The organism is Rhodococcus sp. PvR099, assembly GCF_017833315.1.
In the GTDB taxonomy this organism is placed as follows: Bacteria; Actinomycetota; Actinomycetes; order Mycobacteriales; family Mycobacteriaceae; genus Rhodococcus_G; species Rhodococcus_G oryzae.
The window spans coordinates 1,168,167-1,183,755 of the sequence record NZ_JAFIBV010000001.1 but is presented as its reverse complement, the minus strand read 5'-3'; the positions used below and the strand labels follow the sequence as shown (position 1 = coordinate 1,183,755).

Sequence of the window (15,589 nt, the reverse complement as noted above, 5' to 3'; positions counted from 1 at the left end):
GTGAGTATTAGGTACGCCTTACCTTATTGTCAAGCCGTCATTCCCGGTCAGCAGACCTCGGCGAACGGCGTCAGCCGCCCCCCTGACGCCGCCATCACCCCAGGGTGGGCAATTCCTCGCCCTGGGGTGATGGCGGCGTCGGTGCCGCGCGGCCCAGCATTGAGGAGTAGCGAATCCGGAACTCGGATTCATCCGAATCGACCACAGAGAGCTCGGCATGAACGCGATGAACACACCGGCGTCGACCGCGACCGGGGCAACCGGAGCCGGCGGTTCCATGACCACTGAGGAGATCAAGGCCCGCCTCGGCGCGATGTTCGTGTCGGCCAGGCCGGAGGGGCGACGCCGGGGTTCCGGGCTGCGCAGATTGGATCGCGGAGCTCCGGTGTGATCGGTGCGACTGCGTCGGCACGCGCTGTTTCGGAGTGACCGACAGTGGGTATGCCGCCTTCGTCATTCTCGACCACCACTACGAAGCGGGGTTCATGCCATGATCGTGCTCGGATTGATCTTGCTTCTCATCGGCTTCCTGACCGGCATCTCCATCTTGTGGACGATCGGCATCGTCCTGGTGGTCGTCGGATTGATTTTGGCCCTGCTCGGTGCGACCGGCCGGGCCGTCGGGGGTCGGAAGTACTGGTATTGACGCTACCGACGTTGCCTACGGACTCGGCTGGGGCACATTGCAATCGGTGACCTTCGGATTCACGCCGGCGTAGTTCAGCGGCCCGGCCAGTACCGTGACCGCGATGGTGCCGACGCCGGCGCAGTTCTCCGGGGTATTCGTGTAGTAGCCGCGCTGGCCTGCCGCGATGGCCCCGACCACGAGCCAGATCAGCACGACGAGAGTGATCAAGCGCATCACGGACCTCCGACTTCGCGCGGTTGCGACCTGTCAGAGCAATACCCCGCCGTGAAGCAGCGAAACCTACGTCGACGCCTCCCGGGTTGTCCGTCTGTACAGCGGCGGTGCCATCCGGGAGGCGTCGACTTCGGCCGATCAGTCCTTGAAGGCGTCCTTGACCTTTTCGCCGGCCTGCTTGAGGTTGCCCTTGGTCTGATCCTTCTGACCGCGGGCCTCGGTTTCACGATCGCCGGTCGCCTGGCCGACCTTCTCCTTCGCCTTGCCTGCGAGCTCTTCAGCCTTGTTCTTGGCCTTGTCGGTCGCTCCCATGGGGTGCCTCCTTGTGGTCTTGGCTCAGTGATTGCGCAGAGAGTTGATGAGTTCCTTCTTGTTCAACTTCGAGTAGCCGCTGAGTCCGAGTTCTTTCGCCCGTTCTTTCAGTTCGGGCACCGTGCGGTCTTTGTACGACTCGGCCTCGCCCCCGGTCTTCCCTACGGATGAACGACCTTCGGTCGCGGCGGCATTCGAGATCCGTGCCGCCTTTTCCTTCGAATCGCCCTCCTTGCGGAGTTTCTCGTACAGGTCTTGATCCTTGAGGTGGGGGTCTGATCCCTTTCGCGGCATCGACTTCTCCTTCCTGGTCCCGCCTGTGGGAGCCGGGCCGGCGAGCAATGATCTGCCCGGGCTCTGCCCCACACTGGTACCCAGCCCGAGGCCCGCCGAAACCGAGACGTCAGCCCGATTCGTCCATCGCCGCCCGGAGCGAGGCAAGAGTCCGCGCCAGTATCCGCGACACGTGCATCTGGGAGACCCCGACCTGCTCGGCAATCTGCGTCTGGGTGAGGTTGCCGAAGAACCGCAGCATCAGAACCGTGCGTTCACGCTCGGGCAGCGCTGCGACCAGCGGCCGGAGAGCTTCACGATTGTCGATCGTGTCGAAGGCGGAGTCGAGGTTTCCGACGGACTCGGCAAGTGGCGGCGCGCCGGGGCGCTCCGTACCGGGGGCGTCCACCGACGTCGTCTGGTACGCATTGCCCGCCAGCAGTGCCTCGTTGACGTCGGCGCGACTCACGCCGAGCTCCGACGCGATCTCTGTCGGCGTCGGGGACCGGCCCAATTGTTGACTGAGAACCCCGGTCACCTTTCCGATGGCCACATGGAGTTCCTTGGTGCGGCGCGGAACACGCAGCGCCCAGCCCGCGTCGCGGAAATGGCGACGCACCTCGCCCATGACGGTCGGAACGGCGAAGGACACGAACTCCGTGCCACGTTCGGGGTCGAATCTGTTGACGGCGTTGACCAAACCCACTCGGGCGACCTGGACGAGATCCTCGTGCGGTTCGCCGCGGCCCGTGAACCGGCGGGCTATGTGCTCTGCCAACGGCAGGCAGCGCTCCACGATCTCGGCTCGAACGGTTGCTCGTGCCGGATCGTCGGGCGTCATCGCCGCGAGTACCTCGAACCGGACATTGACATCCGAGTACTCGTCAGAATCAGGGCCTGAGTGCCGGCTCACCCGGGCGTGCCCTCCGCACGGCGAGTGAAGTCGATCGTGAGGATCAACCGGGATCCATCTTCGGGGTCGGGTGCGTGGTGTGCGGAGACCTCGTCGGTGAGGGTTCGCAGCACATGCCACCCGAACCCCTGGTCCAATCCACCCACCGCTTCGTCGGAGCCGGCCGATGTCGATCCGGAGAACACGAATTCTCGGTCGTGGACCTGAACCCGACACCGGAGCAGTGCCTCCGGTAGCGCCGCCCGCACCAATCGGGTGGCGGCCTCGTCGACGGCGAGTCTCAGATCGGCGATGGTGTCGAGATCGAAGTCATTTTGTGTCGCGATGGCCGTGACCATCGCGCGAACCAGGAAAAGTTGGTCGGCGTCGGCCGGCAACCGGAGCTCCAATTCCGATCCGGTCTGCTCTCCGAACTCTTCGGCGTGCGCCCGTGACATACGGCCTCGTTCCCCCACGTGGGATGTTGCGTTCGCTGAACGCAGACTACCCACCTTCCTCATCGCCGAAACGAAGGTATGGCCTCGCTCAGATCGATCTGGTAAGAAAGAGACAGGTTGAGCCAACAGCCGGCGGTAGGTCGAGCAATCGTCGCAGCTCCCGAAAATCCACTCGAATGCCTGATGAACGATCGCAACACCACCGCTTCACTCCGCACTGTCAATTGCGATGATGAGGAGGGTGTCGTGCTTCAACGTCACCAGTTCAAGGGAACGGATCGAGTGTCGCGCCCGGTGGAATCTCCGCCGAGAAGAACATCGACGGTTGTCGTCCCGATCAGTGGAGATGTCGATGCAGCCACGCTGCCAGCCGTGCGGGAACAGATCAATGCCGGGATCGACGAGGCAGCTGACAGGCTCGTGGTGGACCTGTCGCAGGTCACGTTCCTGAGCATCAGGGGTGCGGAGGTGCTGGCCGACGCACAGTGGCGAGCCCGGGCCGACGGGGTGGAATTCTCAGTGATCACCGGGTCGCGCGCGGTCGACCACACCCTCCGGGTTGCCGAGCTGGACAACCGATTCCGCTGCTTCGCTTCGGTCGAGAGCGCGCTCGCGCTGCAGCATGATGGTCGATCGCGTCCTGTCGATACCGCTTCCCTCGGGGCTTGGCAGGCGGTCGGCTGATCGCAGCCCCTCGGGCCCGTGGTCATCGCGGCGCCGGCGGCGGTGGTGCGGGCGGCACGGGCTCGGGGGATGGTCCCGGCACCGGTCCCGGTTGCGGCGGCTGTGGCCCCGGCGGCGCGGGGTCGGGTGCCGGCCCTGGGAGGGGCGGGGTGGGGACGGGCGGAGTCGGGATCGGTGGCTGTGGAACGGGGTCACCCGGTTCCGGCTCGCCCGGATCCGAAGCGCCGCTGATTCTGGTCATGCCCCGGTGATACCCGCCGAGTGGGTGCCGGAAACCGGACCCGATGAGTGAATCGGAGGCGTGCAGTGCAGATCGGATACAAACTCTTCGCGGAGGGGTACTCGCCGACGGAGCTTGTCCGCCAAGCCGTCCACGCCGAGGCGGTGGGCTTCGACTTCGTCGAGGCAAGCGACCATTTCCATCCGTGGCTGGACAATCACGGCCACTCCGGCTTCGTCTGGTCCGTCTTGGCTGCCGTCGCCGCGCGAACCAAGACGGTGGGCCTCGCGACCGGTGTCACCTGTCCGTTCCTCCGATATCACCCCGCGCTGATCGCGCAGGCCGCGGCCACCACCGCCCTCCTGAGCGAAGGCCGGTTCACCCTCGGTGTCGGTTCAGGGGAGCGTCTGAACGAACACGTCGTCGGTAGGGGGTGGCCTGCGGTCACGCGGCGGCACGAGATGCTCCGCGAGTCGCTCGAGATCATTCGGTTGCTGTGGTCGGGCGGCTATCGGTCGTACGAGGGCAAGCACCTGACGCTCGAGGACGCGAGGGTGTTCGATCTGCCCCGAGAGCTGCCGCCGATCGCGGTCGCCGCAGGCGGACGTTCCGCCGCGACGGTGGCGGCCGAGCTGGGGGACGCGTTGTTCGCCACCGAGCCGCGGCCCGAGATCGTCGAGCGCTACCGGGGGGCAGGCGGCAAGGGGCCCACCTATGCCGAGGTACCGCTGTCATGGGCGGCCGACGACTCCGCGGCCGCCGAGTCGGCCCGCGAGAAGTTCCGGTTCGGAGTGCTGGGCTGGAAGGTGCAGGCTGAGTTGCCCAACCCCGCGGGTTTCGAGGCCGCCTCGGCGTATGTGACCGACGACGACATGCGCGCCGTGTTCGGTTGCGGTCCAAGGGTTGACGACCATCTGGCGGTGGCGCGGAAGTACGTCGATGCCGGCTTCGATCGGCTGGTGCTGATCAACGCGGGACCCGATCCGGACGGCTTCTTCGACTTCTTCGCCGACGAGCTGTCGGGCCCGCTGCGTCAGTTGGGTGGCTGAACTCCGATGCGTGTTCGGCGCCAATCGCTTCCGCCATGAGCTGTTCGGAGCCGGCATCACCGCCGTCGAACGGGCGGAATCGGCGGCTCGGGATTCTGAACCGCCGATCCCTCGGTTCCTGCGACTACCCGGGCGGCCACAGGCCCTGTCCCTTGAGTGCCCGTGCATACCGCGATCAAACGCAGAACGAGGCCTTATCCGCCCGGACGTTGCCCGTCGGCTCGGATCGACATCGTCAACAGGATGTGGTTGAAATCCTCGCGGAATCCCTGCGGTGTCGCGATCAGGCTGGAGATGTCGCGGAGCAACTGACGGGCCACGTCGCGCAGTTTGACGTTCGACTCTTGCGAACGCCAGGTCAGAACCTCGAAGGCGCGGTCAGCGGAGATCCCGTATGCGAGCATCAACGCGCCCTTCGCCTGCTCGATCGCGGCTCGTGACGAGGCGATCTCCGCGACCGCGTCATCGATCGATTCCTGGATGTCGGATTCGAACGCGTCGGTGACGTCGATGTAGAAGCCGAACGTCCCGATCACGTTGTCATCGTTGTCGAGCAGTCGGTCGCCGACGACCACCACGCGATGGGTCTCGCCCTCCGTGTCGATGATCCGGTGCCTGCTGCTGAAGGGCGCGCCGTGGGCCCGGACGTTGTCGAGGATCGCGGCGACATGTGCCTTGTCGTCGGGGTGCTTGTGCGAGAGCAGTAGCTCGGTGGTCGGCACGACCGACCCGGGCGCGTACCCGTGCATTCTGGCAACTGCGTCCGACCATTCCCACGCGTCGTCCGCGACCCGAAAGCGAAAACTGCCGACGAGCATGCCCGACTCGCCGCCGACGGGCGTCGTCGCGCTGAACTCAGGCTGCGCCTCGGGCGCGACTTCGCTCACCCTCTGAGTATGGACCCATTTCCAGGGCAGTGGCGATCAACGAGAAGCGGACCTTCTTCGGAGGCATCCGGACGGAGAGGCGTGGCGTTTCACGCCGCGTGCGGACGGGTAGCAAGGGGCGGTGAACCGAACACGCAACCCGGAAGGCGGGATCCGAAGACCCCCACACCCATTCGATCGACCGATGACGTGATCCAGTTCTTGGTCGGTCAGCACGAACAGATCAAGGCGCTGTTCAACGACGTTCTCGCCCTGTCTGGGAAGGCTCGCGGTGAGGCGTTCTTCGCGCTTCGTCGATTGCTTGCGATCCACGAGACGGCGGAGGAGGAAGTGGTCCATCCTCGGGCCCGGCGTGACCTCGACAATGGTGGCCCATTTGTTCGCGGCCATGCTCGACCGAGCACGCGACGCGATCGACGGGCCCCTCGGTGAGGAACCGGGCGAGATGAACGCAAACATACTGGAACTGCTGTTATTGCTGTTCGCGAGTGGCGGGATCGTGGTGATCGTGCGGGCGAAGGTGCGCCATCCGGCATACCGGAGGCCGCCCGGTATGAGCCAAGGCTAGAGATACCGGCCACTGCGCGGCCATGATCGACCCGCCCGTGGTCACGCACTGCCTGCCGCGATCACATCGACGAGGGCTTCGCAGAAGGCCGGAAGATCGCCCGGGTTGCGGCTCGAGACCAGGTTGCGGTCGACCACGACCTCTCGATCGACGACGGTGCCGCCCGCATTCGCGATGTCGGTCCGGATGCTGGGGTAAGCGGTCAGGGTCCGGCCGCGCACCGAGTCCGCCTCGACGAGGGTCCACGGGCCGTGGCAGATCGCGCCGACGGGCTTGCCTGCCGAGATGAAGTCGCGAACGAAGTCGACCGCCGCGCGATCCTGACGCAGATGATCGGGATTGGTGGTCCCTCCGGGCAGGACCAGTCCGTCGTATTCGGCGACCGTTGCCGCCGCCACGCGCTCGTCGACCGGGTATCGCCCCGCCTCGTGCACGTCGCCCTTCATCGCCTGGATCTCGCCGGTGTCGAGAGACAGCAATCTCACCTCCGCCCCTGCGTCCTCGAGCGCGCGTCGCGGCTCGACCAGCTCGACCTCTTCGACGCCGTCGGTGGCGAGTACGGCCACCCGCTTTCCGGCGAGCTTGACGGAATTCATGGTTCCTCCTGTTCCGTGGGCAGCGACTGCCGGTGTGACCGACGATCTATCCCGTGGCGAGAACGTTCGCGGACATGCCGAGGTAGACGAGCATCGCAATGAACAGGACCCAGCCGGCGCCGTGCCAGACGGGCCATGTCCCACCCTCCCGCCACAGGCGATAGGTGCGCACGAAGGCGCCCAGGCCGCCGAGCAGGAGGATGACAGTCGGTCCGAGCGCCAGAATGTAGCGTTCCGGGTTCGAACACACCGCGGTCGAGGCCTCCGCGCACTCGTCGCGGTTCGACAAGCCCCAGGCCAGGGAGACGGCCATCACGGTCAGCGCAAACCCGACGACGGCGAGCGTGTACACGGCGGCGCCGCGGAGCGTGTCGCGATCGCCCCAGCGCTTCTCGACGTCCCGCTTCCCGACGTCCTCGGCCATGCTCTCCTCCCGATCGAGTGCCCTGTCGGTCAGGGGATGCCCGGTAGGCACGCGGTCGAAACGGATCGAGTTCTCAAACGTTTCGGCGGCGCTCCGGTGCGGTAATCAAGAAGCGACCTCGGGAGGACAGATGTTCACACATGCATCCAGCGGCCGGCACGCAAAGAGACCGAGCCGATGGGGTCGGCGGATCGGTGTGGCACTCGCCGGCTTCGCGATCGCCGCGGTACCGGCGTGCGGCTCGGACGACGGCACGCCCACGACTCCTGAAGCGCCGTTGACCAATTCTTATGGCCCCGGAACAGGAACGATGACCGCACCCGGCACGCCGGCCGAATCCATGGTCGTCACCATCAGGGACTTCAAGTTCGAGGTCCCGACGACGGTCCGGGCGGGGGCCGAGATCTCCCTGGTGAACCAGGATGACGTGGAGCACTCGGTGACCTCGAACGAGGCGGGGAAATTCGACGAGGACGTCGACGGGAACAACACCGCGACCTTCGACGCACCGATGAACCCGGGCACCTATCCGTTCCACTGCACGTACCACCCCGAGATGCAGGGGATACTCGTCGTCGAATGACGTCGGCGGAAGGGGTGCGCTCCCCGTCCTGATCGGTGACTACACCGGCTTCGGATCAGCCTGTCGATCGAGGTGGTTCTCGGCCATCCAGGCCGCGATCTGTGTGCGCGAGGTGAACCCGAGCTTGGACAGCACGTGTTCGACGTGGCCCTGGGCGGTACGGGGCGAGATCACCAACATGGACGCGATCGCCTTGTTCGAATGGCCCGCCGCGACCAGGTGCGCCACCTCGGTCTCGCGGGGGGTCAGCACGGGCGCGACCGGCGTCGTCCGGGCCTGGGCGACGCAGCGGTCTCCGAGCGCATACGCGACAGCCTCGTCGAGACTCATGGCGGCACCGGTACGAAACGCCTCGCCGTAAGCGCGGGTACCGAGCGCGTCGCGGGCGAGCTGTTCGCACTCCTCATGGTGGGCCAGGAGATAGGGGAGGGTCGCTGAGCTGCTCCCGACAGTCCGCGAGAGCGTCTCGGCGGCGCCCATCAGCACCGCGGCACGCGTCGGCTCGTCCTCGCGGGTCGCGATCCAGGCCAGTGACTCCAGGCACCAGCCCGTCATGACAGGGTCATCGACCTTCCGGATCAGCCGCAACGCCAGCTCTGTCACGGTTGACGCGCGACCGGTGTCTCCCGTGCGGAGCGCCGTCAGTCCGAGGGTCCATGACGAGTACGCACGGAAGAAGGACTCCTCCCGTGGGGTGGTGATCGCCAGCACCTGCTCGTGACACGCATTGGCTGTCGCCTCATCCCCGGACAGTCCACTCGCGATTGCCAGGCCGAGGAGGCCACCCAGTTGTCGGCCGATCCGGGACGCGCTCGGACCTCGGTCGGCCCCGGTAGCGGACGATGCGCCCGCGCTGGCGATTGCAGTCTGGAGCGGTTCTACCGCCGCCGCGAGGTCACCGCTGAACAGCGCCCGGTATCCCCTCGCGTAGTTGCCGATCTCGAGTGACTCCGCGCTCCCCAGCTGCTCCGCAAGCGAGCAGCACTGTTCCGCCCGCGCCGAGGCCTCCCCGAGTTGACCCTGCATGCCTGCCAACACGCCGTCGCAATACAACATCTCCACGCGCTCCTCGGCCTTCATGGCGTCGGAGCTGGTGAGGCAGCGGCCCATCCATCGCCTTGCTTCCGCCAGCATGCCCCGGCACGACCAGAACATGAACAGGGCATTGGCGGTGCGTGCAGTGACATCTGGATCGATGCGGACGACCGCGTCGGTCAGACCGAACGCCAGAGCATCCCGCAGGTTCGACTGTTCCCGATCGAGTCTGGCGATCCATTCGGTTTGGCGGGGGCCGATCCACTCGGACTCGGCGCGCTCCACCACCTGCTCGTACCACGCGAGGTGCCGCCGCTGCGCCAGCGGAAGGTCGCCGGATTCGCGCAGCTTCTCGCGGCCGTAGTCGCGGATCGCCTCGGACATGCCAAGGCGCACGACCTCACCGACCTGCTCACGGGCCAGGATCGACTTGTCCACCAGGGACGACACCGCGTCCAAGAAATCGTTGGCAACCAGCGCCTCGGGGCAGACGCCCTCGGCCGCATCGAGCTCGAAACCGCCGGCGAAAACCGACAGCCAGGCCCATAGCTGCTGCTCGCGCGCCGTGCACAGGTCGTAGCTCCAGTCCACGCACGACCGTAGGGTCTGTTGTCGGGTCGGCGCGACCCGGGAACCGACGGTCAGCAACTGGTACCGGTCGGTCAGGCGGTGCAGGATCTGTTCGGCGGTCATCGCCCGGATCCGCACGGCCGCCAGCTCGATCGCCAACGGAAGCCCGTCCAGCCTGCCGCAGATTCCCGCAACCGCCGCGCAATTGCTCTCCGTGAGCACGAAGTCCGGCAGGCAGGCCGTGGCGCGTGCGACGAACAACGCCACCGCCTCGCAATCGGCCATCGCCTCGAGCGGCGGGGCCTGATGGGTGCTGGGCACCGCCAACGGCGGCACCCGCATCACCTGCTCGCCGTCCACCCCGAGGACCTCGCGGCTCGTCGCCAGGATCTGCAGCTCTGGACACGCTCGCAGCAGTGTCTGTACCAACGCAGCAGCGGCGCAGAGCACGTGTTCGCAGTTGTCCAGCACCAACAGCGTCTGTTTGCTGGAGAGGCGATCGATCAGCAGGCGAGAGACCGAACGTCCGGGCCGATCCGGCAGCCCGAGCGCCGCGGCGATGGTCTCGGGCAACAACGCAGGATCATGAAGGTCGCCGAGCGCGACGAACCACACACCGTCGGCGAACGCGCGCCGCGAATCCTCGGCTACCCGCAAAGACAATCTGGTCTTGCCGACCCCGCCGATGCCGGTCAACGTGACCAACCGCGAGGTGGACTGCAGCCGCCGTGCCTCGGTTATCTCGTGGCGCCTGCCGATGAAACTGGTCAATTCAACCCGCAGGTTTCCGGGCTTTTCCTTGACAGAGGTTGTCATCGAACGTCATCTCGTTTCGCGGTGTGCTGTGATCGACGCTATCCCTGGAAGGCTATGCCCGGCCGATGGTGGCCATATCGTTGCGTTCATTTTGTTCAGCCGCTCGGCTCATACTCGGTCCACCGCACCGATCACCCCGGTATGCAGGGCGTTCCCGTACGTTTCGGCCGCGTCGGCGCGGGGGAGGGGCGTGCCCCTCGAGACGAGTTGGTAGGCCGGATTCAGGGCAGCGGCGTCCCGGACAGAGGCGCCCGCGCCCACCGTGTACCGCTGCGTGGTGTTCATGGACTCGTGCCCGAGCATTCGCATCAAGGTGTAGATGCTGACGTTCTGGTCCGCCATGGCGGTGGCGAAGGTATGCCGAAGCTGGTGGACGAGGGCGCCCTTGGCGCGGTCACCGTTGATCCCCGCGCGGCGATAGGCGCGTTCGACGCGGTACTGCAGCGTCCCCCTGGTGATCCGTCTGCCGTCGCCACCGACGAACATGGGGTCGGCGTCGGTGAACCGCTCCCACGGGGAGACCTCGGCCCGCGGCCTGCGTCGCGCCGTGTCGGGGAATCGCTCGGAACGGCTGACGAGGTAGTCGCCGAGTACATCGACCACAGCCGGCTCGACGGTGACGACCCGCTCTTTGTTCCCCTTACCGTGCACGTGGATCACCTTGGCGTGGCCGTCCCCGTCGTCGATCGCGTCGCGCAGGTCTCCGAGATCGACCGCGATGAGTTCGGCGGAACGCATCCCGGTCAGCAGCCCCGTGAGAATGAGCGCGAGGTCGCGTTCCGGCCAGGCGCGCGCGCCGTTGTCGTCCGACGATTGGAGCGTTGCCACGAGCCGTTCGATCGAGTCGGCACGAAACGCCTTCGGCAGTGTCTTGGGTGCCTTCGGCCGCAGCACCGCCGACATCGGGTTGGCGACGATGGCGTCGACGGAGAACAGGAAGTCGCACAGCATGTTCCAGGTGGACCAGCATCGCCTGATCGAGGCCGCCTGGTGGGTCCGCGCGTAGTCGGCGAAGGCCGCCCGCACTGTCGTCTTGTCGAGCGCGTCGAGGGTGAGGTCCGCGGCGGTCACCCCGCGGGCACGCGAGAGGGCATCGGCGATGAGGGTGTAGTCCTGACGGTAGGCCTTGAGGGTGTTCGGTGAGGGTTTGGCGGTGCTGCGGTGGACCAGGAACTCCTCGAACCAGGGGGACAGCCGATCCCGTGCCCGACCTCCCGTCGGGACGCTCTCGTCATCGGGGTCTCGCTCCGTCACCATGAGCGGGCACGCTAGCGGCAGGCACCGACATCGAGGGGAGCGGGTCCGGGGATTTCCGTCAAACACGTTGGGGCAGGGGCCTTTGGGCGGCAGCGGCCGCCGCCGACACGGGAGCGCGTCGATCCGAGCGATCGGGTGGTCTTGATAATGTCATAACGCCGAGGATATCGGCACTCGTGCCGCAGCGGGGGTCATTCGCCGTAGTCGGCCGCCTGTTCGTGCCCGCTCGCGTCTGCCGGCAAGGAGAAGGGGGGCCTGCGTCGGCGTCCGGGGCGTGTGCGGTCGTGATTCCTCGTGTCGAGCGGAGGGCCTGCCGCGGCCGCCCGCCCGCGACGGTGAGTCGTCCTCGCCGCGGGGGAGTGCGGTGGCGCCAGGGCGTGGTCGCGATCCCCCCGGTCGACAGTGGAGGGGGAGTCGACGTTCTTTGCGGCGCCCGCTCTTGCATCAGTCGTCGAGGTGGTACGGCGGGGGAGTTGGCTGCGTTAGCCGGGTGTCGATTCCAGGGGAGGCGATCGGCGATCGGGCCTTGCGGTCATTCGTCGCGCGGCGGTATCCCTGGTGATAATGACATAACGCCTGGCCTATCGGCTCCTGAGCCGAACCGAGGGAACCTCCCACGGTCTTCTCACGTCCACCGACGCTGCCGTCCGTTGGCACAGAAAAGGGGAGGGCCGCGCCTCGGCCGCGGACGTGCCGCGACGCCCTAGGCTCGGGTGCAGTGTTCCGTGCGAATGTTCCGGCAGGGGGTTGTCGTGGAGACGGTCGAACTATCGGTGGGGACGATCGAGTACGAGGACACGGGTGGGCCGGGGCCCGTGATCGTGTTCCTGCACGGGCTGACCATGGACGGGACGCTCTGGCGGCACGTGGTCGCCGACCTGCGCGACGACTATCGGTGCATCCTGCCGACGTGGCCGCTCGGCGGCCACCGGATTCCGATGAAGCCGGATGCGGATCTGTCGCTCTCCTCGCTCGCTGTGCTGATCGGGGAGTTCGTCGAACGGCTCGGGCTGACGCAGGTGACGCTCGCGCAGAATGACTGGGGCGGAGCTCAGGTCCTGATCGCGAACGGCGACACCTCGCGGATCGGCCGGATGATCATCACCGCCAGCGAGGCCTTCGAGAACTATCCGCCGCCGCCGGCCCGGCCCATCGCGGCAGTCGCCCGGATCCCGGGCGGGTTGTTCCTGACCATGCAGGCGATGCGCCTGCGTGCGATGCGACGATCGCCGAGAGCGTGGGGAGGGATGAGCAAGCGCGCGGTCCCGACCGAGGTGATGGACGGCTGGTTCCGTCCGGCCACGGAGAACGCGCAGGTGCGGCGCGACCTTCGGAAGTACGTGACCTCCGTGCCGGACCGGGACACGCTCCGGACCTGGGCCGCCGCGTCCGCCGGCTACCAGGGCCCGGTGCTGGTCGTGTGGGGGACCGAGGACCGGGTGATGCCGGTCGAGCACGGCCGCCGCCTGGCCCAGCTCTTTCCCCGCGCGGAGCTGGTCGAACTCGCCGACTGCTACACGCTGATCCCGGAGGACAGTCCGCGCGAGCTGACCTCCGCCATCCGCGGGTTCCTCTCGTCGACGTGACCGTCGGCCGAGTCGTCGTCGAAGGATCCTCCGGCCGCGCGAAGAAGGTCCGGTGCCCGACGGCCCGGTACACGCGGCGTTTCGGCCGAGTCACGTGCTGATTGCGCGTTCCTGACTCGCGAGTAGCTGACGAGGTGCGCGAATCGTAAGGGCGTGGACACCGTGCGCCACGGGGTGGACACAATCCGTCTCTAGGGTCATTCGCATCTCCACCCGCTGTCTGTCTTCACCGTCGCAGCAGCTCAGCGTGCCCCTCTGCGTCGATCGACGCGTCACCCATCGGCTGGCTTCGTCCGGCAGCGCAGGGACCATCGGTCCCTGCGACAGAACGAGAAGGAATCTCACCGACCATGAAAATGACCAAACTTGCGGCCGTCTCGGCCATGACGATCGCGTCGATGGGAATCATTGCCGGTACCGCCTACGCGGATCCCACGCCCGCCACGACGGCGGGCGTGGGGTGGAACGTCACCCGCAGCGGCAACCAGGTGATCCTCGATACGGCCGCGGGTTCGCTGGCCAAGGAGAACAACCACCTGATCGTCCGGGACTCGAGCGGCGCCATCGTCGAGTCGGTGCCGCTGGCGCTCGCGGTCGACGGCATCGCGCACCCGGTCACGGCGACGATCGACGGCCGCACCGCGACGCTGACCGCGGACACCAGCCCGGCCGCGGCGACCCCGGTCGCCCTGCCGGTCAAGGACATCGACCTGCCCGCCGCCGTCGCGGGGGTCAAGGACAACATCACCATGACGGGCGCCGTCGGCGGCTTCCTCGGCGCCGCGACCGGTCTGGTCGGCGGCTGCATCCTGGGCGCGGTCGCAGCCGGCGTGGTCTCGGCGCCTGCGGCAATGCTGTTCGGTGCGGGCCCGCTCGCGGGCTGCATCGGTGGCGCGCTGCTGGTGGGAGCCGGCGCGTCGTTGGCGGGTACCGCGATCGGGGGACTGGGTGCCGTCGCCGCCAACGCCCAGCCCTTCATCACGCTGCTGAACGCGCCGCCCGCCGCCAAGAAGTAGTCCGATAAGCGGTATCGGCGCCCGGCACGGGGCCGGGCGCCGATACCGGTCAGGTCAGTCCGGAGCCGTGTCGGCGGCCCGGCCGAGGTGGCGAGCGAAGAACCGGGCCGAGCTGTCGCGCTCGTATTCGGGCACCTGGTTGTGCCTGCCCGGGTGGGCGTGCATTGCCTTCTCGCTCGAGGCGAAGGCGTCGAACAACGCCACCGCGGAGGTGTGGTCGATTTCGTCCTCGTCCCACGGAATCCGGTACTCGACCGGGACGGTGATCTTTCTCGCCGCCTCGATCAGAGCGTCGTGCACGTAAACCCCGCCGAAGCTCACGGCAGCGATCCGGGATTCGACCGCGGTCAACATCAGCCCTGTCACGACACCCAGATTCACCCCGCCGTAGCCGATCGGCGCTTCGGCGCCGATTTCGGGTAGAGCCTGCAGGGCGTCCAGGGTCGTCTGCCATTCCGGCACCGCACGCTCCGCCAGCGACATGTTGTAGTCGATGACGATAGGGGCGATCGGCTCGATCGCCGCCCTGGCCTGATGGATCGCCTCGACCCACCGTTGATCCTGAGGGTTTCGCGGCCGGTCACCGTGCCCGGGCGCGTCGATGGCGGCGACGGTGAACCCATAGGTGGTCACGCTGTGGAGTGCACTGGCCACCAGCCCCGGCGCCTTCTTGTGCATGCCGCCGGAGTGCCCCAACAGCAGCAGCGGTGCGCCAACCGTTCCGGATGTGGGCGACCAGAGCACGCCGGTGATCTCGTTCAGAGTGAAATTGCGTTCGATGACACCGCTCGACGGTGTCTCAGAGGTGAAATGCATGGTGTTGCCTTTCGGGATTGCCTTGTAGTCGAGGCGCTCCCGGCGACACCTACGTCAATCGCCGAACCGTGAAACGAGTGGGAGCACCCACATGATTACTGCGTTCATGGGTCTCACCTCCTCGCGTGATGCACGGTCTCGTAGACGCTATCAACCTGAAACGAATCCCGTCCAACCTATTTCCTGTCCACCCACCCGACCGGCGTGGTTCAACTGGCGCGTGTCGGACGGATCGCCGTCGCGGGGGATCGGTCAATAGGACCGCCGGCTCGGCCGCGGCGACGAGGTGGTGGAGGAGTGGGCCGGGTGGTGCGCTGGGGGGAGTCGTGGCCCGAGGTCGGCCTCGGGGCACCCGGTCTGAGTGGCGGGGAACCCGGGACGGGTCGGGTGGCGCCGCGTCGACTGGGTTCAGGTTCTGGCAAATCCCGACGGGGATACTTGAAAATCACGTATTCTGTTGTACTGCACCGAGTTTCATGGATAACAGTGATTATCCATGAAACTCGGTTGCGGTACCGACGATCGGTGTGCCCGTGCCGCCGGTGGGGGTCTGCGGTAGGTCTCGGTCGCCGGGCGACCGACTGCGGCGGCGAATTGATCCGTTCGGACGATTCGGATGCGTCGGTGCCTGGACGGCGGTCCGTCGGGACGCCGTCGTCCGCACGCGTGCGACGAACCCGTCGCT

Annotated in this window: 18 protein-coding genes and 1 pseudogene; 8 read left to right on the top strand and 11 right to left on the bottom strand. The window is 66.9% G+C overall.

Annotated features, from left to right (window positions below):
- Positions 1-490 precede the first annotated feature (490 nt).
- The gene (locus JOE46_RS05285) at positions 491-646 is read left to right on the top strand and encodes a DUF6131 family protein (RefSeq protein WP_097213312.1); all 156 of its coding nucleotides are present in this window, start codon (positions 491-493) and stop codon (positions 644-646) included.
- Positions 647-661: 15 nt separating this feature from the next.
- Here JOE46_RS05285 and JOE46_RS05280 read toward each other — a convergent pair whose 3' ends face one another.
- The 5 genes from JOE46_RS05280 to JOE46_RS05260 form a co-directional block, all read right to left on the bottom strand.
- On the bottom strand, positions 662-862 hold the full coding sequence (locus JOE46_RS05280) for a hypothetical protein (protein WP_097213311.1): 201 nt from the start codon (positions 860-862) through the stop codon (positions 662-664).
- A 138-nt stretch (positions 863-1,000) separates the two neighbouring features.
- Positions 1,001-1,174 carry a CsbD family protein gene (locus JOE46_RS05275; RefSeq protein WP_097213310.1) on the bottom strand — a complete coding sequence of 58 codons (174 nt, stop codon included), beginning with the start codon at positions 1,172-1,174 and terminating at the stop codon, positions 1,001-1,003.
- 24 nt (positions 1,175-1,198) lie between these two features.
- The gene (locus JOE46_RS05270) at positions 1,199-1,468 is read right to left on the bottom strand and encodes a Rho termination factor N-terminal domain-containing protein (RefSeq protein ID WP_097213309.1); all 270 of its coding nucleotides are present in this window, start codon (positions 1,466-1,468) and stop codon (positions 1,199-1,201) included.
- A 109-nt stretch (positions 1,469-1,577) separates the two neighbouring features.
- A complete protein-coding gene (locus JOE46_RS05265; RefSeq protein WP_097213308.1) occupies positions 1,578-2,360 on the bottom strand; it encodes a SigB/SigF/SigG family RNA polymerase sigma factor in 783 nt (260 codons plus the stop codon).
- Entirely contained in the window at positions 2,357-2,797 is a 441-nt protein-coding gene (locus JOE46_RS05260) for an ATP-binding protein (RefSeq protein WP_179800663.1), read from the bottom strand. The genes JOE46_RS05265 and JOE46_RS05260 overlap by 4 nt, the downstream gene beginning before the upstream one ends.
- Before the next feature lie 183 nt (positions 2,798-2,980).
- On the opposite strand from JOE46_RS05260, the gene JOE46_RS05255 reads away from it, so the two are divergent.
- Together JOE46_RS05255 and JOE46_RS05250 are read left to right on the top strand one after the other, a co-directional pair.
- Complete coding sequence (locus JOE46_RS05255) at positions 2,981-3,481, top strand: STAS domain-containing protein (protein ID WP_097213306.1); 501 nt, start codon at positions 2,981-2,983, stop codon at positions 3,479-3,481.
- Between the two features lie 306 nt (positions 3,482-3,787).
- Positions 3,788-4,750: a TIGR03557 family F420-dependent LLM class oxidoreductase gene (locus JOE46_RS05250; RefSeq protein WP_097213305.1), complete on the top strand. Its 963-nt coding sequence runs from the start codon at positions 3,788-3,790 to the stop codon at positions 4,748-4,750.
- 194 nt (positions 4,751-4,944) lie between these two features.
- On the opposite strand, the gene JOE46_RS05245 is transcribed toward JOE46_RS05250, so the two are convergent.
- Positions 4,945-5,637 (bottom strand): PAS and ANTAR domain-containing protein, encoded by a 693-nt coding sequence (locus JOE46_RS05245; RefSeq protein WP_373560280.1) that lies wholly within the window; start codon positions 5,635-5,637, stop codon positions 4,945-4,947.
- A gap of 171 nt (positions 5,638-5,808) precedes the next feature.
- On the opposite strand from JOE46_RS05245, the pseudogene JOE46_RS26285 reads away from it, so the two are divergent.
- Positions 5,809-6,018, top strand: a pseudogene (locus JOE46_RS26285) (hemerythrin domain-containing protein); the annotation flags it as partial.
- Positions 5,990-6,205 (top strand): hypothetical protein, encoded by a 216-nt coding sequence (locus JOE46_RS05235; RefSeq protein ID WP_179800658.1) that lies wholly within the window; start codon positions 5,990-5,992, stop codon positions 6,203-6,205. The pseudogene JOE46_RS26285 and the gene JOE46_RS05235, both read left to right, overlap by 29 nt.
- 41 nt (positions 6,206-6,246) lie before the next feature.
- On the opposite strand, the gene JOE46_RS05230 is transcribed toward JOE46_RS05235, so the two are convergent.
- Together JOE46_RS05230 and JOE46_RS05225 are read right to left on the bottom strand one after the other, a co-directional pair.
- A complete protein-coding gene (locus JOE46_RS05230) occupies positions 6,247-6,801 on the bottom strand; it encodes a type 1 glutamine amidotransferase domain-containing protein (protein ID WP_097213303.1) in 555 nt (184 codons plus the stop codon).
- 46 nt (positions 6,802-6,847) lie between these two features.
- Entirely contained in the window at positions 6,848-7,225 is a 378-nt protein-coding gene (locus tag JOE46_RS05225; protein WP_097213302.1) for a hypothetical protein, read from the bottom strand.
- A gap of 310 nt (positions 7,226-7,535) precedes the next feature.
- On the opposite strand from JOE46_RS05225, the gene JOE46_RS05220 reads away from it, so the two are divergent.
- Positions 7,536-7,808, top strand: a complete 273-nt coding sequence (locus JOE46_RS05220) for a cupredoxin domain-containing protein (RefSeq protein ID WP_179800662.1) — start codon at positions 7,536-7,538, stop codon at positions 7,806-7,808.
- 39 nt (positions 7,809-7,847) lie between these two features.
- On the opposite strand, the gene JOE46_RS05215 is transcribed toward JOE46_RS05220, so the two are convergent.
- Both JOE46_RS05215 and JOE46_RS05210 read right to left on the bottom strand, forming a co-directional pair.
- Positions 7,848-10,229: a LuxR C-terminal-related transcriptional regulator gene (locus JOE46_RS05215; RefSeq protein ID WP_097213300.1), complete on the bottom strand. Its 2,382-nt coding sequence runs from the start codon at positions 10,227-10,229 to the stop codon at positions 7,848-7,850.
- A gap of 108 nt (positions 10,230-10,337) precedes the next feature.
- Entirely contained in the window at positions 10,338-11,486 is a 1,149-nt protein-coding gene (locus JOE46_RS05210) for a tyrosine-type recombinase/integrase (protein WP_097213299.1), read from the bottom strand.
- 752 nt (positions 11,487-12,238) lie between these two features.
- On the opposite strand from JOE46_RS05210, the gene JOE46_RS05205 reads away from it, so the two are divergent.
- Both JOE46_RS05205 and JOE46_RS05200 read left to right on the top strand, forming a co-directional pair.
- Positions 12,239-13,072: an alpha/beta fold hydrolase gene (locus JOE46_RS05205; protein WP_097213400.1), complete on the top strand. Its 834-nt coding sequence runs from the start codon at positions 12,239-12,241 to the stop codon at positions 13,070-13,072.
- A gap of 350 nt (positions 13,073-13,422) precedes the next feature.
- Positions 13,423-14,088 carry a hypothetical protein gene (locus JOE46_RS05200; protein WP_097213298.1) on the top strand — a complete coding sequence of 222 codons (666 nt, stop codon included), beginning with the start codon at positions 13,423-13,425 and terminating at the stop codon, positions 14,086-14,088.
- 54 nt (positions 14,089-14,142) lie between these two features.
- Here JOE46_RS05200 and JOE46_RS05195 read toward each other — a convergent pair whose 3' ends face one another.
- Positions 14,143-14,904 carry an alpha/beta hydrolase gene (locus JOE46_RS05195; protein ID WP_097213297.1) on the bottom strand — a complete coding sequence of 254 codons (762 nt, stop codon included), beginning with the start codon at positions 14,902-14,904 and terminating at the stop codon, positions 14,143-14,145.
- Between the last annotated feature and the right edge of the window lie 685 nt (positions 14,905-15,589).